The sequence below is a fragment of the Pseudomonas oryzagri genome (assembly GCF_020831405.1).
In the GTDB taxonomy this organism is placed as follows: Bacteria; Pseudomonadota; Gammaproteobacteria; order Pseudomonadales; family Pseudomonadaceae; genus Geopseudomonas; species Geopseudomonas oryzagri.
Window position 1 is genome coordinate 21,402 of the sequence record NZ_JAJHPU010000045.1, and the last position, 24,378, is coordinate 45,779.

At 68.6% G+C, this 24,378-nt stretch carries 15 protein-coding genes; 10 read left to right on the forward strand and 5 right to left on the reverse strand.

From position 1 onward, the window contains the following. Window positions 1–10: 10 nt before the first annotated feature. The gene (ppk2, locus tag LMJ29_RS19910) at window positions 11–835 is read left to right on the forward strand and encodes a polyphosphate kinase 2 (RefSeq protein WP_229607276.1); all 825 of its coding nucleotides are present in this window, start codon (window positions 11–13) and stop codon (window positions 833–835) included. Between the two features lie 86 nt (window positions 836–921). Here ppk2 and arcC read toward each other — a convergent pair whose 3' ends face one another. The 4 genes from arcC to LMJ29_RS19930 form a co-directional block, all read right to left on the reverse strand. Beyond that, window positions 922–1,848 carry a carbamate kinase gene (arcC, locus tag LMJ29_RS19915; protein WP_229607277.1) on the reverse strand — a complete coding sequence of 309 codons (927 nt, stop codon included), beginning with the start codon at window positions 1,846–1,848 and terminating at the stop codon, window positions 922–924. A gap of 13 nt (window positions 1,849–1,861) precedes the next feature. After that, window positions 1,862–2,872 (reverse strand): ornithine carbamoyltransferase, encoded by a 1,011-nt coding sequence (locus tag LMJ29_RS19920; RefSeq protein WP_229607278.1) that lies wholly within the window; start codon window positions 2,870–2,872, stop codon window positions 1,862–1,864. A 90-nt stretch (window positions 2,873–2,962) separates the two neighbouring features. Further along, on the reverse strand, window positions 2,963–4,216 hold the full coding sequence (gene arcA, locus LMJ29_RS19925; protein WP_229607279.1) for an arginine deiminase: 1,254 nt from the start codon (window positions 4,214–4,216) through the stop codon (window positions 2,963–2,965). 196 nt (window positions 4,217–4,412) lie between these two features. After that, window positions 4,413–6,137, reverse strand: coding sequence for a SulP family inorganic anion transporter (locus LMJ29_RS19930; protein ID WP_229607280.1), 1,725 nt, complete (start codon window positions 6,135–6,137; stop codon window positions 4,413–4,415). Here LMJ29_RS19930 and LMJ29_RS19935 point away from each other — a divergent pair. The 5 genes from LMJ29_RS19935 (at window position 6,067) to LMJ29_RS19955 (ending at window position 11,786) form a co-directional block, all read left to right on the forward strand. Continuing rightward, window positions 6,067–6,405 carry a hypothetical protein gene (locus tag LMJ29_RS19935; protein ID WP_229607341.1) on the forward strand — a complete coding sequence of 113 codons (339 nt, stop codon included), beginning with the start codon at window positions 6,067–6,069 and terminating at the stop codon, window positions 6,403–6,405. The genes LMJ29_RS19930 and LMJ29_RS19935 overlap by 71 nt on opposite strands. 169 nt (window positions 6,406–6,574) lie before the next feature. Next, window positions 6,575–7,051, forward strand: a complete 477-nt coding sequence (locus tag LMJ29_RS19940) for an Orn/Lys/Arg family decarboxylase (protein ID WP_229607281.1) — start codon at window positions 6,575–6,577, stop codon at window positions 7,049–7,051. A gap of 66 nt (window positions 7,052–7,117) precedes the next feature. Further along, window positions 7,118–9,421: an Orn/Lys/Arg family decarboxylase gene (locus tag LMJ29_RS19945; protein ID WP_229607282.1), complete on the forward strand. Its 2,304-nt coding sequence runs from the start codon at window positions 7,118–7,120 to the stop codon at window positions 9,419–9,421. Window positions 9,422–9,492: 71 nt separating this feature from the next. Beyond that, entirely contained in the window at window positions 9,493–10,833 is a 1,341-nt protein-coding gene (gene potE, locus LMJ29_RS19950; protein WP_229607283.1) for a putrescine-ornithine antiporter, read from the forward strand. A gap of 47 nt (window positions 10,834–10,880) precedes the next feature. Next, window positions 10,881–11,786, forward strand: a complete 906-nt coding sequence (locus tag LMJ29_RS19955; RefSeq protein ID WP_229607284.1) for an amino acid ABC transporter substrate-binding protein — start codon at window positions 10,881–10,883, stop codon at window positions 11,784–11,786. A gap of 87 nt (window positions 11,787–11,873) precedes the next feature. On the opposite strand, the gene LMJ29_RS19960 is transcribed toward LMJ29_RS19955, so the two are convergent. Further along, window positions 11,874–14,684 carry an AMP-binding protein gene (locus LMJ29_RS19960; RefSeq protein WP_229607285.1) on the reverse strand — a complete coding sequence of 937 codons (2,811 nt, stop codon included), beginning with the start codon at window positions 14,682–14,684 and terminating at the stop codon, window positions 11,874–11,876. 387 nt (window positions 14,685–15,071) lie between these two features. On the opposite strand from LMJ29_RS19960, the gene LMJ29_RS19965 reads away from it, so the two are divergent. From LMJ29_RS19965 to LMJ29_RS19980, 4 genes are all read left to right on the forward strand, one after another. Next, on the forward strand, window positions 15,072–16,391 hold the full coding sequence (locus LMJ29_RS19965) for an MdtA/MuxA family multidrug efflux RND transporter periplasmic adaptor subunit (RefSeq protein WP_229607286.1): 1,320 nt from the start codon (window positions 15,072–15,074) through the stop codon (window positions 16,389–16,391). Next, window positions 16,388–19,507 (forward strand): MdtB/MuxB family multidrug efflux RND transporter permease subunit, encoded by a 3,120-nt coding sequence (locus LMJ29_RS19970; RefSeq protein ID WP_229607287.1) that lies wholly within the window; start codon window positions 16,388–16,390, stop codon window positions 19,505–19,507. The genes LMJ29_RS19965 and LMJ29_RS19970 overlap by 4 nt, the downstream gene beginning before the upstream one ends. Beyond that, the gene (locus LMJ29_RS19975) at window positions 19,504–22,611 is read left to right on the forward strand and encodes an efflux RND transporter permease subunit (RefSeq protein WP_229607288.1); all 3,108 of its coding nucleotides are present in this window, start codon (window positions 19,504–19,506) and stop codon (window positions 22,609–22,611) included. The genes LMJ29_RS19970 and LMJ29_RS19975 overlap by 4 nt, the downstream gene beginning before the upstream one ends. Window positions 22,612–22,709: 98 nt before the next feature. Then, window positions 22,710–24,152 (forward strand): efflux transporter outer membrane subunit, encoded by a 1,443-nt coding sequence (locus LMJ29_RS19980; protein ID WP_319942236.1) that lies wholly within the window; start codon window positions 22,710–22,712, stop codon window positions 24,150–24,152. The last annotated feature ends 226 nt before the right edge of the window (window positions 24,153–24,378 follow it).

A 24,378-nucleotide genomic window follows, 5' to 3' on the forward strand; every position in this document is an offset into this window, starting at 1 on the left:
GACACGGAGAATGGCCAAACGAGAGAAAAAGAAAGCGGCGAGCCTCGCAGAGACGAAGGAAAGACTGAGCCGCAGCGAATACGAGGAAGAGCTGAAGAAGCTGCACGTCGAGCTGGTCAAGTTGCAGCAATGGGTGGTGGCCAAGGGCCTCAAGGTGTGCATCGTCTTCGAGGGGCGCGACGGCGCGGGCAAGGGCGGCACCATCAAGGCGATCACCGAACGGGTGAGTCCGCGGGTATTTCGCGTGATAGCGCTGCCGGCGCCATCCGACCGGGAAAAGAGCCAAATGTATGCCCAGCGTTACCTGCGCCACCTGCCGGCGGCCGGCGAGGTGGTGATCTTCGACCGCAGCTGGTACAACCGCGCCGGCGTCGAACGGGTGATGGGCTTCTGCACCGAGGAGCAGGTGGAGCGCTTTCTCGTCGTGACGCCGCTGTTCGAGAAGCTGATGGTCGAGTCGGGAATCATCCTGCTCAAGTACTGGCTTGAAGTGAGCGCCGAGGAGCAGCAGCGCCGCCTCGAGGATCGCATCAACGACGGCCGCAAGATCTGGAAGCTGTCGCCCATGGACCTCAAGTCCTTCAGCCGCTGGGACGAATACACCCGTGCCCGCGACGACATGTTCGCCGCCACCGACAGCGACTGGGCGCCTTGGTATATGGCGCTTTCGGAGGATAAGCGGCGGGTACGCCTGAACATCATCAGTCATCTGCTCGAGCAGATTCCCTACGAGGATCTGACCCGCAAGACCAAGGTTAAGCTGCCCAAGCGCACCGAGATCGGTCGTTACCGGTCGATGGCCTATCCGTTCAAGATGGTGGAGGAGCGCTTCTGAGCCGCCTTTCCGACGGGAGGGAAGCCGTTCGGCAAACGCCTGCCGCCAGCCAGGGCTCTCGGGCCCTGGCTGGCGGACGACGCTCCTCAGCGGTAGGTCAGGCCCGCTTGCTCGGTGGTGACACGGGTGCCGGCACTGCCCTGGACGATCGCCTCGATTTCCGGCAGTGAACCGATGACCGCCACCTTGCCGGTGTTGCGGGCGAACTCGCAGGCGGCCTGCACCTTGGGCCCCATGGAGCCGGCGGCGAAGCCGAGGCGCTCCAGTTCGTCCGGGTGCGCCTGGGCGATGGCCTTCTGCGTGGGCTTGCCCCAGTCGACGTAGGCCGCGTCGACGTCGGTGGCGATCACCAGCAGGTCGCTGTTCAGCTGTTCGGCCAGTAGCGCCGAGCACAGGTCCTTGTCGATCACCGCCTCGATACCCTTGAGCGTGCGGCCCTCATACATGGTTGGGATGCCGCCGCCGCCGGCGCAGATCACCACCGAGCCCTTTTCCAGCAGCCACTGGATCGGGCGGATCTCGAAGATCCGTTTGGGTCGGGGACTCGGCACCACGCGGCGGAACTTGTCACCGTCGGGGGCGATGCTCCAGCCTTTGTCCCTGGCCAGGCGCTCGGCTTCTTCCTTGCCGTAGACCGGGCCGATCGGCTTGCTGGGCTTCTGGAACGCCGGGTCGGCCGGGTCCACCTCGACCTGGGTGAGGAGGGTGGCGAAGGGCACTTCGAACGGCAGCAGGTTGCCCAGCTCCTGTTCGATCATGTAGCCGATCATGCCTTCGGTTTCGGCGCCCAGCACGTCCAGCGGGTAGGGGTTGCTGGCATCGTAGGCCGCGCCCTGCAGGGCCAGCAGACCAACCTGCGGGCCGTTGCCGTGGGCAATCACCAGTTCGTTGCCGGCCGCTACCTTGGCGATCTGCTCGCAGGCGACGCGCACGTTGTCGCGCTGATTCTCCGCGGTCATGGCCTCGCCTCGGCGCAGCAGGGCGTTGCCGCCCAGAGCTATGACTAATCGCATGCGGGTTCTCCTCTCAGACATCCGCCAGGGTCGATACCAGAATCGCCTTGATGGTGTGCATGCGGTTCTCGGCCTGCTCGAAGGCGATGCAGTAGGGCGACTCGAAGACGTCCTCGGTCACCTCGATGCCATTGGCCAGGTTCGGATACTGCGCGGCGATCTGCTTGCCGACCTTGGTCTCGCTGTTGTGGAAGGCCGGCAGGCAGTGCATGAACTTGACCCGCGGATTGCCGGTGGCCTTCATCAGCTCCATGTTGACCTGGTAGGGCAGCAGTTGCTTGATGCGTTCGCCCCAGGCCTCCACCGGCTCGCCCATCGACACCCACACGTCGGTGTGCACGAAGTCCACGCCCTGGACCGCCTCCCTGGCATCCTCGGTGAGCAGCAGGCGGGCGCCGCTGTCCTCGGCGAACTTCTGGCAGGCGGCGACGTGTTCGTCGCTCGGCCACAGCGCCTTGGGCGCGGCGATGCGCACGTCCATGCCCAGCTTGGCGCCGATCAGCAGCAGCGAGTTGCCCATGTTGTTGCGCGCATCGCCCAGGTAGGCGTAGCTGATCTCGTGCAGCGGCTTGTCGCTGTGCTCGCGCATGGTCAGCACGTCGGCGAGCATCTGGGTCGGGTGGTACTCGTCGGTCAGGCCGTTGAACACCGGCACCTCGGAGTACTGCGCCAGCTCCTCGACGATCTCCTGGCTGAAGCCGCGGTACTCGATGGCGTCGTACATGCGGCCGAGCACGCGGGCGGTGTCCTTCATGCTCTCCTTGTGGCCGATCTGCGAGGAACCCGGATCGATGTAGGTGACGTTGGCGCCCTGGTCGTAGGCGGCCACCTCGAAGGCGCAGCGGGTGCGCGTGGAGGTCTTCTCGAAGATCAGCGCGATGTTCTTGCGCTTGAGATGCTGTTGTTCGGTGCCGGTGTACTTGGCCCGCTTGAGGTCGCGGGACAGGTCGAGCAGGTAGCGCAGTTCGCGGGTGGTGTGGTGCATCAGGCTGAGCAGGTCGCGGTTGTGCATGTTGAAAGCCATGACGGGTCACCTCTTGGCAGTTTGAACGTGAACCAGTACGGGTGGATGGACAACAGCAAGTGCGGCGGCCGGCAGCCGCCGCGTTTGGTCTCAATAGGCGATCGGGTCGCGGATGATCGGGCAGGTCATGCAGTGGCCACCGCCACGGCCTCGACCCAGTTCGCCGGCACTGATGGTGACCACCTCCACGCCGGCCTTGCGCAGCAAGGTGTTGGTGTAGGTGTTGCGGTCGTAGCCGACCACCACGCCGGGGGAGAGGCAGACCACGTTGTTGCCGTCGTCCCACTGCTCGCGCTCGGCCTCGTAGGTGTCGCCGCCGGTCTCGACCACGCGCAGTTTCTTCAGGTTGAGGGCCTCGGCGACCACCTGGAGGAAGTGCTTTTCCTCGCGGCGGATGTCCAGGGCGCCCGGCTTGCTGTCGTCGGGACGAAGGCTGAACGGCACGATCTGGTTGACCACCTCCGGGAAGACGGTGACCAGGTCGCGGTCGCAGAAGGTGAACACCGTGTCCAGGTGCATGGCGGCGCGCGACTTGGGCAGGCCGGCGACGATCACCCGCTTGGCCGCGCCCTTGGCGAACAGCACTTGGGCCACCTGGCCGATGGCCTGGCGGGAGGTGCGCTCGCCCATGCCGATCAGCACCACACCGTTGCCAATCGGCATCACGTCGCCCCCTTCGAGGGTGGCGGCGCCATGGTCTTCGTCCGGATTGCCCCACCAGATATCGAACTCGGCGTTCACGAAGTCCGCGTGGAACTTGTAGATCGCCGTGGCCAGCAGGGTTTCCTGACGGCGAGCCGGCCAGTACATCGGGTTCAGGGTCACGCCGCCGTAGATCCAGCAGGTGGTGTCGCGGGTGAACTGGGTGTTGGGTAGCGGCGGCAGGACGAAGCTGGCGTTGCCAAGGAAGTCGACGAGCATCTTCAGCACGCTGCTCTCGCCCAGGCCCTTCAGCACATCGGCGGCCGAGACGCCGCCGATCAGGAAGTCGGCCAGCTGACGGGCTTCCAGGCCTTCCAGCCAGCTGCGGATTTCCTCGCCGTAACCGACGCCGATCAGGTTGGGCGACAGCTTGCGGTCGAGGATCCACTTCAGCGCTTCCGGGTTCTGCACGGTCTCGGTCAGCAGCTTGTGCATCTCCACCACCTCGACGCCGCGGTCCTGCATCTTGGAGATGAAGTCGAAGTGATCGCGCTTGGCCTGCGACACCCAGAGCACGTCGTCGAACAGCAGTTCGTCGCAGTTGCCCGGCGTCAGGCGCTGGTGCGCCAGGCCCGGCGAGCAGACCATCACCTTGCGCAGCTTGCCGGCCTCGGAGTGAACGCCGAGTTTTATCTTGGACATTGTGGACCCCCTTCTCGTGGTGGTTGAAGCCGGCGTACAGGCCGCGGGCGGCAGGGCCCGCCGCGCTGGCTACGCCAATGAAATCCAGTCCTTCACGGTGGCACCTTCCGCTTTGCTGCGTCCGCGGCAGGCCTTGGTCCTGATGAAGCATCGACCTGCCCGGCGTTCGCCAGTTCCCTGGAAAAACGGCGTCGGCTCAGGGCGTCCAGTCCACCCCGTGGTCGTCCACATAGGCGTCCACCGCGGCGCCCACGGTGGGCTGGAAGCAGCCTTCGCCGATGATCGCCAGCAGGCCGAAGCGCCTGAGCTTGTCCTTGACCGGGTCCTTCATTTCGGCGAAGTGCAGTTCGATGCCGCGTTCGCGCAGGCGGGCCAACAGCTCCTCGAGCATGTCGGCGGAAGTGACGTCGACGCTGGTGACCGGCTCGGCTGCCACCACCACCCGGCGTACCGGCGTCGGCGACTCCTCGATGGCCTCCAGCAGGCATTCGCGGAACAGCTCGGCATTGGCGAAGAACAGCGGAGCGTCCCAGCGGAACAGCACCAGCCCGGGCACCCGGCGGGCGTCCGGGTAGCGCTTGATGTCGTGATAGCCGCGCAGGCCGTCGACCCGGCCGAGAATGGCGAAGTACGGACGCCAGCCGTCCCACAGGAACTCGAGCACGGCGATGACGATCGCCAGGCAGATGCCGGGAATTGCGCCGAACACCGCGACGCCGGCGAAACAGGCCATCGACAACCAGAACTCCCAGCGCTGGATGCGGTAGATGCGCTTGAGATCGGCGAATTCGAACAGGCCGATGACCGCGGCGATCACCACCGCGGCCAGCGCGCTGTTGGGCAGGTAGCGCAGCAGGTCCGGGGCGATCAGCAGCAGGGCGGCCACCGCCAGGGCGCCGACCACGCCGGTCAACTGGGTCTGCGAGCCGGCCGCCTCGGCCACCGGGGTGCGCGAGGAGCTGCTGCTGATCGGGAAGCCCTGGAACAGCCCGGCGGCCAGGTTGGCCGCGCCCAGGCCGACCATCTCCTGATTGGGGTCGACATGGGCGCCGGTGCGCGCGGCGTAGGTGCGCGACAGCACGCTGGTGTCGGCGAACGACACTATCGCCACGGCGGCGCCGCCCAGCACCACCGTGGCGATGTCGACGCCGCTCAGCCAGGGCAGGGCGAAGGTGGGCAGGCCCTGCGGCAGCTCGCCCAGCACCTTGACGCCGAAACGACCGAGATCGAAGAAGCTCACCGCCAGGGTGGCCAGGATCACCACGATGAGGATGCCCGGCAGGCGCTTGAAGGGCTTGAGCAGCAGGATCAGCACCAGGCTGCCGGCACCCACCGCGAAGCTGTACCAGTTGGCCTTGCCGGCGGCGATGGCTTCGACCAGTTCCCAGAAGTCGCGCAGCGGCCCGTCGCCCTCGATGGAGATGCCGAACAGCTTGGGGATCTGGCTGGCCAGCACCGCCAGGGCGATGCCGTTCATGTAGCCATAGCGGATCGGCTTGGACAGCAGTTCGGTGACGAAGCCCAGGCGCAGCAGGCCGGCGAGGATGCAGACCAGGCCGGAGACCACCGCCATCATGCTGGCCAGGGTGATGGCGCGCATCGGGTCGCCGCCGGACAGCGGCAGCACCACGGCGAGGATGGGCGCGGCCAGCGAGGAATCCGGGCCGAGCACCAGGATGCGACTGGGGCCGAACAACGCGTAGGCCAGCAGCGGAACGATGGTGGCGTACAGGCCGTAGATGCCGGGCACCCCGGAGGCTTCGGCGTAGGCGATGCCGACCGGCACCAGCATCGAGGTGAGCACCAGGCCGGCGGCCAGGTCCTTGGGCAGCCAGTCGAGGTGGTAATTCTTGAGCATCAGCACGCCTGGCAGCCAGCGCAGCCAGGTCGATTCCGCTGGATTGGGGCTGTTTTCCGGCATCGGACTCCGCTCTATCAAATGGACATCCCTGAATGGCACCGCTGCCTTCCCCGGCAGCGCAGGTGGTGCCAATTACGAGAAGGCTAGGCCGAGAATCGCGGATCTGCCCGCAAGTCGTGCCGGGTGGGCGGGCTGTCGTGGACATGTCGCCGCAGGCAGCAGCGGCTGGCCGGGCTATTGGGACGTGGTCATGGGCGCGACGTCCCGCTTGATCAAAAGCAAGCAGCGCCTGCGGATGAATGGCGCTTGGTGGCCGTTTCGCTATTAGCGGCTACGCTGCAAATGCCGGGCAGGAAGTTGTGAATCGAGCCGCCTGTTGTCTCTGCTTGTGTTGTCTGGTTGTCGCTACCCCGGCCCATTTACCGCGTTGCGGATACGGACGAACAAAGGGTGCAGGACTCATGATCGGACGGACCAATATCCAGCGATGGATTCGCATGCTGCTGGTCGACGACGCCTTCGGCAAGGGGGTCGGTAGGCGGGGCCGGGTAATCGACGCTCCGCTGGAAGAGTTCCACGACCGCACCGTCGAAGCGACCAGGGCCGCCCTCGGCGAGGACGGCCTGGCCGCGCTGATCGCCGACTCGGCGCTGCGCGGTCGCTACGTCGGGCGCAACGACGCCGTGATCCATGCCAGGACCCTCGAGCGCCCGCTGCCACCCTTCGCCGGTGCGCATCCGCTTCGCCATCGCCGCGGCGCTCGTATTGCCCCGGCTCGATCCCCAGTCCATCGCCACCACTCGCCGGGTGTCCCCACCGTCATGCCCGAGGAGCGCAGGGGAGCGGCGGACGGCCCGTGGATCGCCCGCATCGAGGCGCTGCGCGAGCGGGGCAAGCGTTTCCCGGAGTTCGAGAAGGAAGTAGCGGGAATCGTGCACACGCACGGCGACTGCCGCTTCCGATGCCTGAAGTGACGTCGCTATCCCTCGTCGCGGCAACGCCGTAGGCGGCCGTGGCCAGACCTTGCCAAGGAGCCTTTCATGAGTCACTCGCAAACCCCGCTACCCCCCTCGCTGGCGCAGCGCTACCCGGTGCTGGTGGTGGTCGATACCCACGGCCTGGAACTCGACAGTTTCCTCACCCACAGCGCCCAGGCGGTCGGTCAGGCGCTGCGCGCCCACGCTCTGGAGGTGGAACTGGTCGGCTCCCTGGCGGATGCGGAAATCGCCTTCCGGGCCGACCCGGCCTACTGCTGCGTGATCATCGGCTGGGGGCTGTGCGAGCAGGACCTCGACAAGGCACTGCAGGTCATTCGCCTGATCCGCCGACGCACCGCCCAGCTGCCGATCATGCTGGGCATGAGCCAGCACCATCAGGGGCGGGTGCCGCTGGCGTTCGTCGAGGAGATGGACGGCTTCATCTGGCAGCCGGAGGACAGCCCCGAGTTCATCGCCGGGCGCATCGCCGCGGCTGCCCGGCGTTACCTGGACACCATCCTGCCGCCATTCTTCGGCGCCATGGTCAACTTCGCCGACACCCACGAATACTCCTGGCACACCCCTGGCCATACCGGCGGCACCGCGTTCATGAAGACCGCGGTGGGGCGCAGCTTCCTCGACTTCTACGGCGAGCAGATGCTGCGCTCCGACCTCAGCGTGTCGGTCGGCGAGCTGGGCTCGCTGAACGACCACTCGGGTCCGATAGCCGCCGCCGAACGCTACGCCGCCCATGTGTTCGGCGCCGACTACACCTTCTTCTCGGTGGGCGGCAGCTCGGCCAGCAACCAGATCATCCTGCACTCGGCGGTAACCGACGGCGACGCCGTGCTGGTCGATCGCAACTGCCACAAGTCGCTGAACTACGCGCTCAACCAGTCCGGCGCGGTGCCGCTGTACCTGCGCCCGCGGCGCAACGCGCGCGGCCTGATCGGGCCGGTGCCGCAGAGCGAACTGGCCCCCGCGGAAGTGGCGAAGAAGATCGCCGAGAGTCCGCTGGCGCGCGACAAGAGCGCGCGGCCGGTGCTCGCCGTGCTGACCAATTCGACCTACGACGGCCTCTGCTACAACGTGCAGATCACCACCCGCGAGCTGAGCAAGAGCGTCGATCGCATCCACTACGACGAGGCCTGGTACGCCTACGCGCGCTTCAACGCCCTGTACGAGGGACGCTACGGCATGCACCGCGGCGAGCGGCACGCCGACGACGCCACGGTGACCGTGACCCACTCCACCCACAAGCTGCTCGCCGCGCTGTCGCAGGCGTCGATGATCCACATCCGCTCGGGCAAGGTGCCGGTCAAGCCGGCGCTGTTCAACGAAGCCTTCATGATGCACACCTCGACCTCGCCGCAGTACAGCATCATCGCCTCCACCGACGTTTCCGCGAAGATGATGGACGATGCGGGCGAGTACCTCACCGACGAGTCGATCGGCGAGGCCATCGCCTTCCGCCAGGCCATGGTGCGCCTGGGCAACGAGATGCGCGCGCGCGAGGCCGGCGACTGGTGGTTCGGCGTCTGGCAGCCCGACGAGGTGGATGGCATACCCTTCGCCGACCTCGACCCGCAGGAGCTGCACCACGGCGCCGCCTGGGTGCTCAAGCCCGGCGCCAGCTGGCACGGTTTCGGCGACCTCGGCGCCGACTACTGCATGCTCGACCCGATCAAGGTCACCGTGCTGACCCCGGGGCAGACCCTCGAGGGCGAGATGGAGAGCAGCGGCATCCCCGGGCCGCTGGTGTCCCGCTTCCTTTCCAGCCGCGGCATCGTGGTGGAGAAGACCGAGCCGTATTCGATCCTGCTGCTGTTCAGCGTCGGCATCACCCGCGGCAAGTGGGGCTCGCTGGTCGCCGGCCTGATGGAGTTCAAGCGCCACTACGACGCCAACACGCCGCTGGAGCACGTGCTGCCCGAGCTGGCCGACGCCTACCCCGAACGCTACGCCGGCATGGGCCTGCGCGACCTGGCCGGAGCGATGCACGAGGACATGCTGTCCTCGCGGATGCTCGAGAACATGGACGCGGCCTTCACCCTGCTGCCGGACCCGGTGTCCTCGCCGCGCGAGACCTACGCCCGGCTGGTGCGCGGCGAGGTCGAGCAGATCCCGGTGCGCGACATGCAGGACCGCACCGTGGCCGTGCAGCTGGTGCCTTATCCGCCGGGCATCCCCTTGATGATGCCGGGCGAGAAGGCCGGCGCCGACAAGCGCGCGGTGATCGACTACCTGCTGGCGATGGAGAGCTTCGACGGCCGCTTCCCGGGCTTCGAGCACGACAACCACGGCGTCGAGATCCACCGCGACGACCAGGGCCGTCCCGTCTACATGATCTACGTGGTCAAACAGTAACGCCCACTCGCTCATCCCGCGGCGCAGTGCCGGCCGCGGGCTCCGGGTCAGCGCAACGCAAGGAGTCTGGTATGGCTGAGTCAAGCAAGAAAATGGGCCTGGTGGGCCTCACCACCCTGGTGGCGGTCAACATGATGGGCTCGGGCATCATCATGCTGCCGACCAACATGGCGAAGCTGGGCGCGGTCTCGCTGCTGTCGTGGATCATCACCGCGGTCGGCTCGATGGCCATCGCCTACTGCTTCGCCCAGTGCGGCATCTACTGCAACAAGTCGGGCGGCATGTCGGCCTACAGCGAGGAGGCGCACGGCAAGTCGGAGTTCTTCCTCTGCTCGTTCCTCTACTTCCTGTCGCTGGCGATCGGCAACGTGGCCATCGGGATCTCCGCGGTCGGCTATCTCACCGCGTTCATCCCCTGGCTGGGCAGCGGCGCCATCCCGCTGTGCATCGGCACCATCGTGCTGCTGTGGATCACCACCTTCGCCAACTTCGGCGGGCCGAGCATCACCGGCAGGATCGGCACGATCACCGTCTGGGGCGTGATCATCCCGGTGGCCGGCCTCAGCGTGATCGGCTGGTTCTGGTTCGACCGAGAGGTGTTCGCCGCCGCCTGGAACCCGAACAACATCGCCGTCAACGACGCCATCACCCAGAGCATCCCGTTGACCCTGTGGGCGTTCCTGGGCATGGAGTCGGCGGCGCAGAGCTCCGACGCGGTGGAGAATCCCAAGCGCAACGTGCCGCTGGCCTGCCTGTTCGGGACCCTCGGCGCCGCGGTGGTCTACGTGCTGTCGACCACGGTGATCCAGGGCATCGTGCCGAACGCCGAGTTGGCCAACTCCTCGGCGCCGTTCGCCTACGTGTACGCGCAGATGTTCAACCCCACCATCGGCAACATCATCATGGCGCTGGCGGTGATGGCCTGCATCGGCTCGCTGCTCGGCTGGCAGTTCACCCTGGCGCAGACCGCCAAGATGACCGCCGACCAGGGCATGTTCCCGCGGCTGTTCTCCAGGGTCACCGCCGCGAATGCGCCGATCATCGGCATGCTGGTCTGCGGCGTGCTGCAGACCCTGCTGGCGCTGTCGACCATCTCGCCCAATGCCAGCGAGCAGTTCGGCAAGCTGGTCAGCCTGGCCGCGGTGACCAACCTGATCCCCTACGTGACCGCGCTCACCGGCCTCCTGGTGATCATGCACAAGGCCAACGTCGGCGCGGGCGTCTACACCCGCAACGTGGTGGCGCTGCTGATCGCCATGGCCTACTCGTACTACGCGATCTACGCCTCGGGCAAGGATGCGGTATTCGGCGCCACCATCGTGCTGGCGATCGGTTACCTGCTCTACGGCTTCATCGCCAAGAACTTCGTGGAGGAGCGGCCGGTGGTCGTGGCCGAGCGGGTGAGGGTCTAGCCATGTTTCTGCGGATTGCCAAGACCTCTGAACGTAGGGACCAGGATATGAACATGAAGCCACACAAATCAGTCAGTCTGCTGCTCGTCGGCCTGTTCGCACTGCTGCCCGCACTGGCCGGCGCCGCCACCCTCGACCGCGTGCGTTCGAGCAATACCATCACCCTGGGCTACATCCCCGACCTCGCGCCGTTCAGCAGCGACGAGGGCGGCAACATCGTCGGCTATGCCATCGAGGTGTGCCAGAGGATCGCCGAGAAGGTGCAGACCGGCCTGGGCATGAGCAACATGGACGTGCGCTTCCAGGCCGTCAGCGGCGAGCAGGCCGTCGCCGCCATCACCTCGGGGACGATCGACCTGCTGTGCACGCCCACCCCGGAAACCCTGGAGCGGCGCAAGTCGGTGAGCTATTCGCGACCGGTGTACACCGCCGGGCTTTCCGTGGTGGTGCGCAAGGATGCCTCGCCGGAGCTGCTGCGCGTGCTCAACGGCGAAGTGGCGCACACCGGCCCGACCTGGCGCGCCACCATCAACCAGGGCCTGGCCAACCACACCTATGCCACGCTCGAGGGCGGCGTTACCGAGCAGTGGGTACGCGAGCAGATGCGCGACCTCGGCGTGATCGCCACCCTGGTCACGGTGCGCAGCCACGAAGAGGGCATGCAGCTGGTCGCCGCCGGCAAGGCGCACGCCTTCTTCGCCGAACGCATGCTGCTGCAGAACGACCTGGCGAAGAGCAAGGACGGCGGGCAGATGATGGTCATCGGCCGCATCTTCGACTTCGTCCCGGTGTCGATGGCCCTGCAGCGCGGCGACGAGGACTTCCGCCTGGTGGTGGATACCGTGATCAGCGAGATGTACCGCTCGGGCGAGATGGACCAGCTGTATCGCAAGCATCTCGGCGAGCAGGGCGAGGGCTCCAGGCTGCTGACCCGGGTGTACGCGCTGCCGTAACGGCTCCCGTGGCTGACCGGTGCGCGTGCCGATGCCCGCACCGGGATGTCCGGGGGGCCGCGGGGCGTCGCCAGCGGCCAGCGGCCCTCAGCGCTGGCCCGTATCCGCCAGATCCGCCTCGCCGCAATGGGCGAGGATCGCGCTGCGGGCTTGCTCGCGCAGGGCCAGCGCGGCGTGCCAGTCGGCGCCGGTGGGGGCGAGCGGCGCGCAGACGGTGACCGCCAGCGGCCCGCGGCGCGGGCGCCAGGAGCCGTCCGGCAAGACCTGGCGGGTGCCGGCGAGCGCCACCGGCACCACCTGCAGGTTGCGCTGTACGGCGATATGGAAGGCGCCGAGGCGGAACGGCCGCAGCCCCGGCTGTGCGCCGATGGTGCCCTCGGCGAAGATCAGCAGCGGCGCCGAGCCGCGGGCCTGCGCGGCGAGGGTCTGCACATCCTCCACACTCTGCAACGCGTCGCCACGCTCGACGAAGTGGCTGCCCATGCGTTCGAACAGCCAGCGCAGCAGCGGCTGGCGCTTGAATTCGGCCTTGGCGACGAAGCCGACCGGCTGTGGCAGGACGGCGACCAGCAGCAGGGCATCTATATAGCTGGCGTGATTGGCGACCAACACGCAGGGATGGTGCGGCTGGCGCTCCAGTCCGGCGCCGCTCAGCGGGCACGCGCACAGGCGCGCGAGCAGGCGCAGCAGCCGATGGATCGCCGTCCAGCGCAGCGACAGGTTCGGCAGCAGCAGGATGGCCAGCGCGGCGGGCGGCGCCAGCACGGCGCAACAGCCCCAGGCCCAGGCGCCGTAGAGCCGGGCGAGCAGGTAGTCGATCCCCTTGCGCAGACGTCCCGGCAGGCTGGCGCCGGCCAGGTGCAGCACCTGCAGCCAGGGCGCCCGGGCCGAGGCGCCGAGCGTGCCCTGCTCGAAGGCCTCGCGGATCGCCGCGCGGCGGATCTTGCCGCTGGAGGTCTTCAGCACGCTGTGCGGCGGCGCCAGCACCACCACGTCCGGCGGCAGGCCGAGCTGGTCGGCGGCCAGCGCGACGATGCGCCGCTCCAGCGCCGCGCGGCTGGTGGGGTCGCGCTCTCGGGTTTCGGCGACCACTACCAGGCGCTCGCCGGCACCCGCCGTGGCGGGAATGCCGAACACCGCCACGCAGCCGCGGCGCGCGCCCGGCAGTTCGCCGACCGCCTGCTCCAGATCGTAGGGATAGAAATTGCGTCCGCCGCGGATGATCAGGTCCTTGCTGCGCCCGGTGATGTGCACCTCGCCGCCGGCGAGGTAGGCGTAGTCGCCGGTCTCCAGCCAGTCGCCACGCAGCAGTCCGGCGCTGGCCGCCTCGTTGCGATAGTAGCCGGCGGTGGCCGAGGGGCCGCGGAACTCCAGGTGGCCGACCTGGCGTTCGGCGAGCGGCACGCCGGCGTCGTCGACGATGCGCAGCGCATGGCCGGGCAGCGCCGGTCCGCAGGAAACGAAGCGCAGCGCCTGGGCATCGTCGGCCGCCGCCGGCTCGGCCAGGCCCCGGGTCATGAACGGCTCGCGGGCCACCCGGTCGACCTGCACGCCGCGCCCCGGCGGCGGCACGGCCAGCCCCACGGTGGCCTCGGCCAGGCCATAGGCCGGGGTGAGGATCTCGCGACGCAGGCCGTAGCGGGCGAAGCAGTCGGCGAAGCGCCCCAGGGTGTCCGGGCTGACCGGCTCGGCGCCGTTGGCCGCCAGCCGCCAGGACGACAGGTCCAGACCGCTCAGCTCCTTGTCGGCGAGCCGGCGCACGCACAGGTCGTAGGCGAAGTTCGGCGCCGCGGCGACCGTGCCGCGATGGCGGTGGATGGCCCACAGCCAACTCTCCGGCCGGGCGAGGAAGTCCAGCGGCGACATCAGCACCAGCGGGCAGGCGTGATACAGGCTGCCCAGCCAGGCGACGATCAGCCCCATGTCGTGATACAGCGGCAGCCAGCTGACGCAGACGTCGGTCGAGGACAGCGCGACCGCGCCGCCCCAGGCGCGAATGTTGGCCAGCACGTTGCGGTGGGCGAGGGTGACGCCCTTGGGGTCGCCGGTCGAGCCCGAGGTGTACTGGATCAGCGCCAGCTCGTCCGCGCTGGCCGGGTGCGCGCCCCGCGGCGCGGCGGCCTGCAGCTGCGCCGGCAGCAGCACCTGGCGCAGGTCGGGGGCGAGGCCGGTGAGCAGGCGGGCCAGCGGGCGCACCAGTTCGGAGGTGATCAGCAGCGGCGCCTGGCAGTTGCGCAGGATGCCGGCCTGGCGGCGCAGGTGGTCCTCGAGCTGGGCCGGGCGGGCCGGCGGGTACATCGGCACCGGGATGCCGCCGGCGAACAGGATGCCGAAGAAGCAGCGGAAGAAATCCAGCCCCGAAGGCAGCATCAGCGCCACGCATTGGCCCGGACGCAGGCCGTCGGCCGCCAGCGCGGCGGCGATCCGCCCGGCTGCCTCGGCGAGCTGGGCGTAGGTCAGGGTGTCGGTACTCTGCTCGTCCCGGTAGAAGATCACGTGGGGGCGATCGGGGTGGCGGGCGACATGCCATTGCAGCACCTCGATCAGCGTCGCCTGGTCCTCGGGGCGGCCCTCGGCCCGCTCCGGGGCGGACTGGCGGGCTTGCGCTGCGGGGGCGGGGGCGGGCTGCAGGCCGGCGGCCTCGAGGGCGGCGAGCAGCTGGCGCGGGGTGAGCGCGGTGGCCACGGTCTCGTTGGCCAGACGCAGGCCGAACGTCGCCTCGACGCGGGCGAGCAACTCGACCCGGGCCAGACTGTCGAGACCCAGATCGCGGTCGAGCGCGCTGTCGAGCGTGGCGCGCAGCGGAGTGCCGGGCTGTACTTCGAGGATCAGCTGATCGACCAGCGCCAGCAACCGGGCGGCCTCGGACGGTGGAGCGGACGGCGTGGAGCGAGGCATGCCCCAGTGTGGGGAGCGGGTGGGGGCCTGACAAGTGGGCGTGCGCGCCAGGCTGCCAGGCGGTGCTGCGCCGTCGTCGTCCGTAAGCCCCTGGCCCGACGGGAATCGTCGCGGCGAGGCGATGGATGCGGTTTTCGAGCGTGAGCGAGCGGTGCCTTCGATAAAAGCAAAAAATCTAAGCAGAGATTTAGCTTTACGCGCGGACAGGCGCATGTTGAGAGGATTCGGAGCCCGCGTTGCGTTTTTCCCTGCCCATGGCTGGCCCGGCGGTCGAAGCCCCTTGGCTGTCAGTCACTTGTCGCCGACAGGTAAAGTGCAGGTAAAGAACCTTTGCGCTCCAACTGAGAAGCCTTATCGTTCAGGCTCCCAAGGAAAGTGACCCGCCCCATGTCCGAAATCAACCTCCCAACCCGTTCTTCCCGTAATCGCTGGCTGGCCAGTGGTGGTGTCGTTCTGCTGGCTGTGGCGCTGGCCTGGTGGCTGTGGCCCAAGGGCGAGCAGGGCACTCAACCGGAAGGTGCCCGCGCCCCGGGCAGCGGCGGCAGCCTGAGCGGCCCGCCGGCGGGCCGGCCGCGTTTCCGCGATATGCGCGGCAGCGGCGCGGTGCCGGTGAAACTGACCGAGGCGGTGCGCGGCGACTATGCGGTGGAACTCAAGGCCCTCGGCACCGTGACCGCCTTCAACACGGTCAACGTGCTGCCGCGCGTCGACGGCCAGCTGGTCAAGGTGCTGTTCGAGGAAGGCCAGCAGGTCAAGGCCGGCCAGGTGCTGGCGCAGATCGACCCGCGTCCCTACCAGGCCGCCCTGCTGCAGGCCGAGGGCAATCTGCAGCAGAGCCGCGCCGAGCTGAAGAACGCCGAGGTGGACCTGGTGCGCTACCAGGGCCTGTTCGCCGAGGACTCCATCGCCAAACAGACCCTCGACACCCAGCAAGCCAAGGTCGAGCAGCTGCGCGGCACCCTGAAGAGCCTGGAAGGCAGCGTCGCCGAGGCGCGCCTCAACCTCGACTACACCGAGGTGCGCGCGCCCATCGCCGGGCGCCTCGGCCTGCGCCAGGTGGACGTCGGCAACCTGGTCAGCTCCTCCAGCACCACGCCGCTGGTGACCATCACCCAGACCGCGCCCATCGCGGTGAGCTTCACCGTGCCGGAGGCCGAGCTGCCGCAGGTGCTCAAGCGCTTCCGCGCCGGCGAGAAGCTGGCGGTCGAGGCCTGGGACCGCGGCGAGCGCGAGCGCCTGTCGGTAGGCACGCTGGCCAGCCTGGATAACCAGATCGATACTGCCACCGGCACCGTGAAGCTCAAGGCGCGCTTCGAGAACGCCGACGAGCTGCTGTTCCCCAACCAGTTCGTCAACGTGCGCCTGCGTGTGGACACCCGCCGCGACGCCACCCTGGTCCCCGTGGCGGCCGTGCAGTTCGGCTCCAGCGGCACCTTCGTCTACGTGGTGGGCGAGGACAGCAAGGTCAAGGTGCGCCCCGTGGTGGTCAGCGCCAGCAACGGCGAGCAGAGCGTGATCGGCGAGGGCCTGGCGGCAGGCGAGCGGCTGGTGCTGGAAGGCACCGACCGCCTGCGCGACGGCAGCCAGGTCGAGGTGGTGGACGGCGCGGCCAAGCCCGCCGAGCCGGCCACCCGGGTGTCCGACAAGGCGCCGCAGGGCCAGCGCGGCCCGGCCGACGGCGCCCCGGCAGGGAAGCCCGCGGCATGAGCCTGTCGCGCCCGTTCATCCTGCGCCCGGTGGCCACCACCCTGCTGATGGTGGCGATCTTCCTGGTCGGCGCGATCGCCTACCGCCTGCTGCCGGTCTCGGCGCTGCCGCAGGTCGACTACCCGACCATCCGCGTGCTGACCCTGTATCCCGGCGCCAGTCCCGAGGTGATGGGCAGCGCGGTGACCGCGCCGCTGGAGCGCCAGTTCGGCCAGATGCCGGGCCTGGCCCAGCTGTCCTCGACCAGCTCGGGCGGCGCCTCGGTGATCACCCTGCGCTTCAACCTCGAGGTCGAGCTGGAGGTCGCCGAGCAGGAAGTGCAGGCGGCGATCAACGCGGCCAACAATCTGTTGCCCAACGATCTGCCGGCGCCGCCGGTGTACAACAAGGTCAACCCGGCCGATACCCCGGTGCTGACCCTGGCGATCACTTCCTCGACCCTGCCGCTGCCCGAGGTCAACGACCTGGTGGACACCCGCATGGCGCAGAAGCTCGCGCAGATCAGCGGCGTCGGCCTGGTCAGCCTGGCCGGCGGCCAGCGCCCGGCGGTGCGCATCCGCGTCAACCCGCAGGCCCTGGCGGCCTACAACCTCAACCTCTCCGACGTGCGCAGCCTGATCAACGCGGCCAACGTCAACCAGCCCAAGGGCAGCTTCGACGGCCCGACCCGCGTCTCCCAGCTCGACGCCAACGACCAGCTGCGTTCGGCCGCCGAATACCGCGACCTGGTGCTGAACTACAGCGCCGGCGCCACCCTGCGCCTGGGCGACATCGCCGAGGTGGTCGACGGCGCCGAGAACGAACGCCTGGCCGCCTGGGCCAACCAGAGCGCCGCGGTACTGCTCAACGTGCAGCGCCAGCCGGGTGCCAACGTCATCGAGGTGGTCGACCGCGTCCAGGCGCTGCTGCCGAGCATCACCGCCAGCCTGCCGGCCGGCGTCCAGGTGCAGGTGCTCAGCGACCGCACCCAGACCATCCGCGCCGCGGTGCACGACGTGCAGTTCGAGCTGTTGCTGGCGGTGTGCCTGGTGGTGCTGGTGACCTTCCTGTTCCTGCGCCGCCTGGCGGCCACGCTGATTCCCTCGGTGGCGGTGCCGCTGTCGCTGGTCGGCACCTTCGCGGTGATGTACCTGGCCGGCTTCTCGATCAACAACCTGACCCTGATGGCGCTGACCATCGCCACCGGCTTCGTGGTCGACGACGCCATCGTCATGCTGGAGAACATCGCCCGCCACCTGGAGGAGGGCGACACGCCGCTCAATGCCGCCCTGAAAGGAGCGAAGCAGATCGGCTTCACCCTGGTATCGCTGACCTTCTCGCTGATCGCCGTGCTGATCCCGCTGCTGTTCATGGCCGACGTGGTGGGGCGATTGTTCCGCGAGTTCGCCATCACCCTGGCGGTGGCCATCCTCATCTCCCTGGTGGTGTCGCTGACCCTGACGCCGATGATGTGTGCGCGCCTGCTCAAGCACCAACCGGAAGACGAGCAGGGCCGCTTCTACAAGGCCAGCGGCGCCTGGATCGACTGGCTGATCGCCCGCTACGACCGCGGTCTGACCTGGGTGCTGCGCCATCAGGGCAAGACCCTGGTGGTCGCCGTGCTCACCCTGGGCCTCACCGTGGTCATGTACCTGGCCGTTCCCAAGGGCTTCTTCCCGGTGCAGGACGTGGGCGCCATCCAGGGCATCAGCCAGGCGCCGCAGAGCATCTCGTTCCGTGCCATGAGCGAGCGCCAGCAGCGCCTGGCCGAGGTGATCCTGCGCGATCCGGCGGTGGCCAGCCTGTCGTCCTATATCGGTATCGACGGCGACAACGCGACCCTCAACAGCGGTCGCCTGCAGATCAACCTCAAGCCGCACGGCGAGCGCGAGGTCAGCGCCGCCGAGGTGATCGAGCGGCTCAAGCCCGAGCTGGCCCAGGTGCCGGGCATCGAGCTGTTCCTGCAGCCGGTGCAGGACCTGACCATCGAGGACCGGGTCAGCCGCACCCAGTTCCAGTTCAGCCTGGAGTCGGCCGACGAGGCCCTGCTGGAGGAGTGGACGCCGCGCCTGGTCGAGGCGCTGGCCGAGCGCGAGGAGCTGGCCGACGTCACCAGCGATCTGCAGAACCGCGGTTTGCAGGCCTTCCTGCGCATCGACCGCGACCAGGCCGGGCGGCTCGGCGTGGCCATGGGCGATATCGACGACGCCCTGTACGACGCCTTCGGCCAGCGGCAGATCTCCACCATCTTCACCCAGACCAGCCAGTACCGCGTGGTGCTGGAGAGCGACGGCGCCCGCGACCAGGGCCTGGCCGCGCTGCGCGAGATCCACGTGGCCGGCGAAGACGGCAGCCAGGTGCCGCTGGCCAGCCTGGTGCGGGTCGAGGAGCGCGCCGCGCCCCTGGTGATCAACCATATCGGCCAGTTCCCGGCGGTGACCCTGTCGTTCAACCTGGCGCCCGGCGTGTCGCTGGGCGAGGCGGTGGCGCTGATCGAGCAGGTCGAGGCTGAGATCGGCCTGCCCGAGGGCATCCAGAGCCGCTTCCAGGGCGCCGCCGAGGCCTTCAGCGCCTCGCTGTCCAGCACCCTGTGGCTGATCCTGGCCGCCATCGTCACCATGTACATCGTGCTCGGCGTGCTCTACGAGAGCTACATCCACCCGATCACCATCCTCTCGACCTTGCCCTCGGCGGGCGTCGGTGCCTTGCTGGCGCTGCTGGTCAGCGGCAACGACCTCGGCCTGATCGCCATCATCGGCATCATCCTGCTGATCGGCATCGTCAAGAAGAACGCGATCATGATGATCGACTTCGCCCTCGAGGCCGAGCGCCACCAGGGCATGGAGCCGCAGGCGGCGATCCACCGTGCCGCACTGCTGCGCTTCAGGCCGATCCTGATGACCACCCTGGCCGCGCTGTTCGGCGCCATTCCGCTGATGTTCGCCTCGGGTTCCGGCGCCGAGCTGCGCCAGCCGCTCGGCCTGGTGATGGTCGGCGGCCTGTTGGTCAGCCAGGTGCTGACCCTGTTCACCACCCCGGTGATCTACCTGTGGTTCGACCGCCTGAGCCGGCGCTTCATGGGCCGCAGCGCGGCCGGGGTGGCGGTGGACGGCAAGCTGGTCGAGGGCGGGCGATGAACCTCTCCGCACCCTTCATCCATCGCCCGGTCGCCACCCTGCTGCTCAGCCTGGCGATCCTGCTGGCCGGCCTGCTCAGCTTCGGCAAGCTGCCGGTGGCGCCGCTGCCGCAGATGGACTTCCCGGTGATCACCGTGGAGGCCAGCCTGCCCGGCGCCAGCCCGCAGGTGATGGCCTCCAGCGTGGCGATGCCGCTGGAGCGCTCGCTCGGCACCATCGCCGGCATCACCCAGATGAGCAGCCGCAGCACCCTGGGCTCGACGCGCATCATCCTGATGTTCGACCTCGGTCGCGACGTCGATGCCGCCGCCCGCGAGGTGCAGGCGGCGATCAACGCCTCGCGCAAGCTGCTGCCCAGCGCCATGCGCAGCATGCCCACCTACCGCAAGGTCAACCCGTCGCAGGCGCCGATCATGGTGCTGTCGATGACCTCGGACGTGCTCGGCAAGGGCCAGCTGTACGACGCCGCCTCGACCATCGTGGCGCAGAAGCTGTCGCAGGTCGGCGGCGTCGGCGAGGTGCAGGTCGGCGGCAGTTCGCTGCCGGCGGTGCGCATCGAATTGTCGCCGCGCCTGCTCGAGCACTACGGCATCGCCCTCGACGAGGTGCGCGAAACCATAGACGCGGCCAACGTGCGCGGTCCCAAGGGCGCCCTGGAGGACGCCGAGCGGCACTGGCAGGTGCGCAGCAACGACCAGCTGGAGAAGGCCGCCGACTACATTCCCCTGGTCATCCGCCATCAGGAGGGCGCGGTGGTGCGGTTGGGCGACGTTGCCAAGGTCAGCGACGGCGTCGAGGACACCTACAACAGCGGCTTCTACAACGACCGCCAGGCCGTGCTGCTGGTGATCAACCGCCAGGCCGGTGCCAACATTATCGAGACCATCGAACAGATCCGCGCCGAGCTGCCGGCGCTGCGCGCGGTGCTGCCGGCGAGCATCGAACTGGCGGTGGCCAGCGACCGCTCGCCGGGCATCCGCGCCACCCTGCACGAGGCCGAGCGCACCCTGCTGATCGCCGTCGGCCTGGTGATCCTGGTGGTGCTGGCCTTCCTCGGCCACTGGCGCGCCGCGCTGATCCCGACCCTGGCGGTGCCGGTGTCGCTGGTCGGCAGCTTCGCGGTGATGTACCTGTGGGGCTTCTCGCTCAACAACCTGTCGCTGATGGCGCTGATCATCGCCACGGGCCTGGTGGTCGACGACGCCATCGTGGTGCTGGAGAACATCGCCCGGCACATCGAGGCCGGCGAGAAGCCCATGCAGGCCGCGCTCAAGGGCGCGCGCGAGGTGGGCTTCACCCTGCTGTCGATGAACGTCTCGCTGGTCGCGGTGTTCCTCTCCATCCTGTTCATGGGCGGCATCGTCGAGCGGCTGTTCCGCGAGTTCTCGATCAGCCTGACGGTGGCCATCGTCATCTCCCTGATCGTCTCGCTGACCCTGACGCCCATGCTGTGCGCCCGCTGGCTGCGCGCCGAGACCGAGCAGCGCACGCCCGGCCGTCTGCAGCGCCTGGGCAGCCGGGTGCAGGAGCGCGTGCTGGCGGCCTACCGGGTCAGCCTGGAGTGGGCGCTCAGGCATTCGCTGCTGACCCTGCTCAGCCTACTGGCGACCATCGCCCTCAACGTCTGGCTGTTCGTCAACGTGCCCAAGACCTTCTTCCCGCAGCAGGACACCGGCCAGCTGATCGGCTTCGTGCGCGGCGACGACGGCCTGTCGTTCCAAGTCATGCAGCCGAAGATGGAGATCTTCCGCCGCGCGGTGCTCAACGACCCGGCGGTGGAGAGCGTGGCCGGCTTCATCGGCGGCAAGGGCGGGGTGAGCAACGCCTTCATGCTGGTGCGCCTGAAGCCCGTGGCCGAGCGCGACCTGTCCGCGCAGCAGGTGGCCGAGCGGCTGCGCAAGAGCCTGCCCAAGGTGCCCGGCGGCCAGCTGTTCCTGATGCCCGACCAGGACCTGCGCTTCGGCGGCCGCGAGGGCGGCAGCTCGGAGAACGAATACGTGCTGCTGGCCAGCGAGATCGCCGACCTGCGCGAATGGCTGCCCAAGGTGCGCGACGCGCTCAAGGCGCTGCCGGAGCTGACCGACATCGACGCCAAGGAGGGCGAGGGCGCCCAGCAGATCCGCGTGGTGGTCGACCGCGACGCCGCCAAGCGTCTGGGCGTGGACATGGACATGGTCACCGCGCTGCTCAACAACGCCTTCAGCCAGCGCCAGGTGTCGACCATCTACCAGAGCCTCAACCAGTACAGCGTGGTGATGGAGATCGACCCGCGTTACGCGCAGAGCCCCGAGGCGCTCGAGCAGGTGCGCCTGATCGGCACCGACGGCCAGCTGGTGCCGCTGTCGACCATCGCCCGCTGGGAGCTGAGCCTGGAGGACGACAGCGTCAAGCACGACGGCCAGTTCGCCGCGGAAAGCATCAACTTCGCCCTCGCTCCCGGGGTGAGCCTCGACAAGGCCAGCGCCGCCATCGCCGACGCGGTGGCCCGCGTCGGCCTGCCCACCGCGGTGCAGGGCAAGATGGGCGGCACCGGCGGGGTCTTCCAGCAGAGCCAGCAGGCCCAGCCGCTGATGATCCTCGGCGCGCTGCTGGTGGTGTACATCGTCCTCGGCATCCTCTACGAGAGCTACATCCACCCGCTGACCATCCTCTCCACCCTGCCTTCGGCCGGCGTCGGCGCGCTGCTGGCGATCCGCCTGACCGGCGGCGAGTTCAGCCTGATCTCGCTGCTCGGCCTGTTCCTGCTGATCGGCGTGGTGAAGAAGAACGCCATCCTGATGATCGACCTGGCCCTGCAGTTGGAGCGCCAGGAGCGGCTCAGCCCGGCCGAGTCGATCCGCCGCGCCTGCCTGCTGCGTTTCCGGCCGATCCTGATGACCACCCTGGCGGCCATCCTCGGCGCGCTGCCGCTGCTGCTGGGCAGCGCCGAGGGCGCCGAGATGCGCCGGCCGCTCGGCCTGACCATCGTCGGCGGGCTGATCCTCAGCCAGCTGCTCACCCTCTACACCACCCCGGTGGTCTACCTGTACCTCGACCGCCTGCGCCACCGAGTCAACCGCTGGCGCGGCCGGCCCAGCGATGCCGCATTGGAAGCTCCGCTATGACAGTTCCCGTCTCCCGATTTGCCATCCCTGCAGGGGCGAACTCGTTCGCCCGCCTGATCGGCATGGCAACCAAGGCGAATAAATTCGCCCCTACATTGATGTTGTCGCTCGCCCTGGCCGGTTGCGCCATCGGCCCGGACTACGAGCGTCCCGAGCTCAATACCCCGGCCGCCTTCAAGCAGGCGCAGGGCTGGAAGGCCGCCGAGCCGGCCGACGCCCTGGCGCGCGGCGCCTGGTGGGAGCTGTATGGCGACGCCACCCTCAACGAGCTGCAGCAGCGCCTGGAAAACGCCAACCAGAGCCTCGCCGAGTCGCTGGCGCAGTACCGCGAAGCGCAGGCGCTGGTGCGCGGCACGCGCGCCTCGTTCTTCCCCACGCTGTCGGGCAACGCCAGCAAGACCCGCTCGGGCGAGGGCACTGGGCAGAGCACGGTGCGCCTGGCCGACGGTTCGACGGTGACCAGCGGCGTCAGCACCGGCGGCATCTCCACCAGCTACGACCTGACCTTCGGCGTCGACTGGGAGCTCGACCTGTGGGGCAAGCTGCGCCGCCAGCTGGAGGCAGACAATGCCAGCCTTGGCGCCAGCGCCGGCGATCTCGCCGCGGTGCGCCTGAGCCTGCAGTCGGAGCTGGCGCAGAACTACCTGCAGCTGCGCGTGCTGGACGAGGCGCAGCGTCTGCTCGACGCCACGGTGGCCGCCTACGCCCGCTCGCTGCGGCTCACCGAGAACCAGTACGAGGCCGGCATCGTGCCGAAATCCGACGTCACCCAGGCGCGCACCCAGCTCAAGAGCACCGAGGCGCAGGCCATCGACCTCAAGTACCAGCGCGCCCAGCTCGAGCACGCCATCGCCGTGCTGATCGGCGTGCCGCCGGCCGAGTTCGAGCTGGCCGTGGTGGACAGCGTGCCGCAACTGCCGGCGGTGCCGGTCAGCCTGCCTTCGCAGCTGCTGGAGCGGCGCCCCGACGTGGCCAGCGCCGAGCGCGCGGTGATGAGCGCCAACGCCGACATCGGCGTGGCCAAGGCCGCCTGGTTCCCCAGCCTGAGCCTCAGTGCAACAGGCGGCTATCGCAGCGACACCCTCAGCCAGTGGATCAGCACGCCCAACCGCTTCTGGTCGATCGGCCCGCAGTTCGCCATGACCCTGTTCGACGCCGGGCTGATCCGCTCGCAGGTCGACCAGGCCGAGGCGCGCTACGACCAGACCGTGGCCGCCTACCGGCAGACGGTGCTGGACAGCTTCCGCGAGGTCGAGGACTACCTGGTGCAGCTCGACGTGCTGGAGCAGGAGAGCGGCGTGCAGCAGGAGGCGCTGGAAGCCGCCCGCGAGTCCCTGCGCCTGATCGAGAACCAGTACAAGGCCGGCACCATCGACTACAACAGCGTGGTCAGCGTGCAGACCGCGGCGCTGTCCAACGAGCGCACCAGCCTGACCCTGCTCGGCAGCCGGCTGACCGCCAGCGTGCAGCTGATCGCCGCGCTGGGCGGCGGCTGGGACGGTGTGGCGCCGGAGCAGGAGCGCCTCGCCGGGAGCGAGTAAGCCTGGCGTTGCCGGTCCGCGTAGTGGATTCCCGATTGTACGGGGGATGACGGGGCATTGAGGGCAGCCTGACAGGCCACCCTGATGTCCAGCCCCGGCATCCCCGCGAAAGCGGCGGCCAGGCTTGGGGGCGCCGCCGGTACTTCTGGACTCTTACCTGCGCGGGAGTTGGAGGGGCGAATACCGATGATGCCCCTGCCCACCCCAGAACGTCGTCCGCTTCGCA

Bases quoted from the DNA above. Each gene is read 5' to 3' on its own strand.
- ppk2 (WP_229607276.1), top strand. From the start codon at position 11: ATGGCCAAACGAGAGAAAAAGAAAGCGGCGAGCCTCGCAGAGACGAAG.
- arcC (WP_229607277.1), bottom strand. From the start codon at position 1,848: ATGCGATTAGTCATAGCTCTGGGCGGCAACGCCCTGCTGCGCCGAGGC.
- LMJ29_RS19920 (WP_229607278.1), bottom strand. From the start codon at position 2,872: ATGGCTTTCAACATGCACAACCGCGACCTGCTCAGCCTGATGCACCAC.
- arcA (WP_229607279.1), bottom strand. From the start codon at position 4,216: ATGTCCAAGATAAAACTCGGCGTTCACTCCGAGGCCGGCAAGCTGCGC.
- LMJ29_RS19930 (WP_229607280.1), bottom strand. From the start codon at position 6,137: ATGCCGGAAAACAGCCCCAATCCAGCGGAATCGACCTGGCTGCGCTGG.
- LMJ29_RS19940 (WP_229607281.1), top strand. From the start codon at position 6,575: ATGCTGCTGGTCGACGACGCCTTCGGCAAGGGGGTCGGTAGGCGGGGC.
- LMJ29_RS19945 (WP_229607282.1), top strand. From the start codon at position 7,118: ATGAGTCACTCGCAAACCCCGCTACCCCCCTCGCTGGCGCAGCGCTAC.
- potE (WP_229607283.1), top strand. From the start codon at position 9,493: ATGGCTGAGTCAAGCAAGAAAATGGGCCTGGTGGGCCTCACCACCCTG.
- LMJ29_RS19955 (WP_229607284.1), top strand. From the start codon at position 10,881: ATGAACATGAAGCCACACAAATCAGTCAGTCTGCTGCTCGTCGGCCTG.
- LMJ29_RS19960 (WP_229607285.1), bottom strand. From the start codon at position 14,684: ATGCCTCGCTCCACGCCGTCCGCTCCACCGTCCGAGGCCGCCCGGTTG.
- LMJ29_RS19965 (WP_229607286.1), top strand. From the start codon at position 15,072: ATGTCCGAAATCAACCTCCCAACCCGTTCTTCCCGTAATCGCTGGCTG.
- LMJ29_RS19970 (WP_229607287.1), top strand. From the start codon at position 16,388: ATGAGCCTGTCGCGCCCGTTCATCCTGCGCCCGGTGGCCACCACCCTG.
- LMJ29_RS19975 (WP_229607288.1), top strand. From the start codon at position 19,504: ATGAACCTCTCCGCACCCTTCATCCATCGCCCGGTCGCCACCCTGCTG.
- LMJ29_RS19980 (WP_319942236.1), top strand. From the start codon at position 22,710: ATGTTGTCGCTCGCCCTGGCCGGTTGCGCCATCGGCCCGGACTACGAG.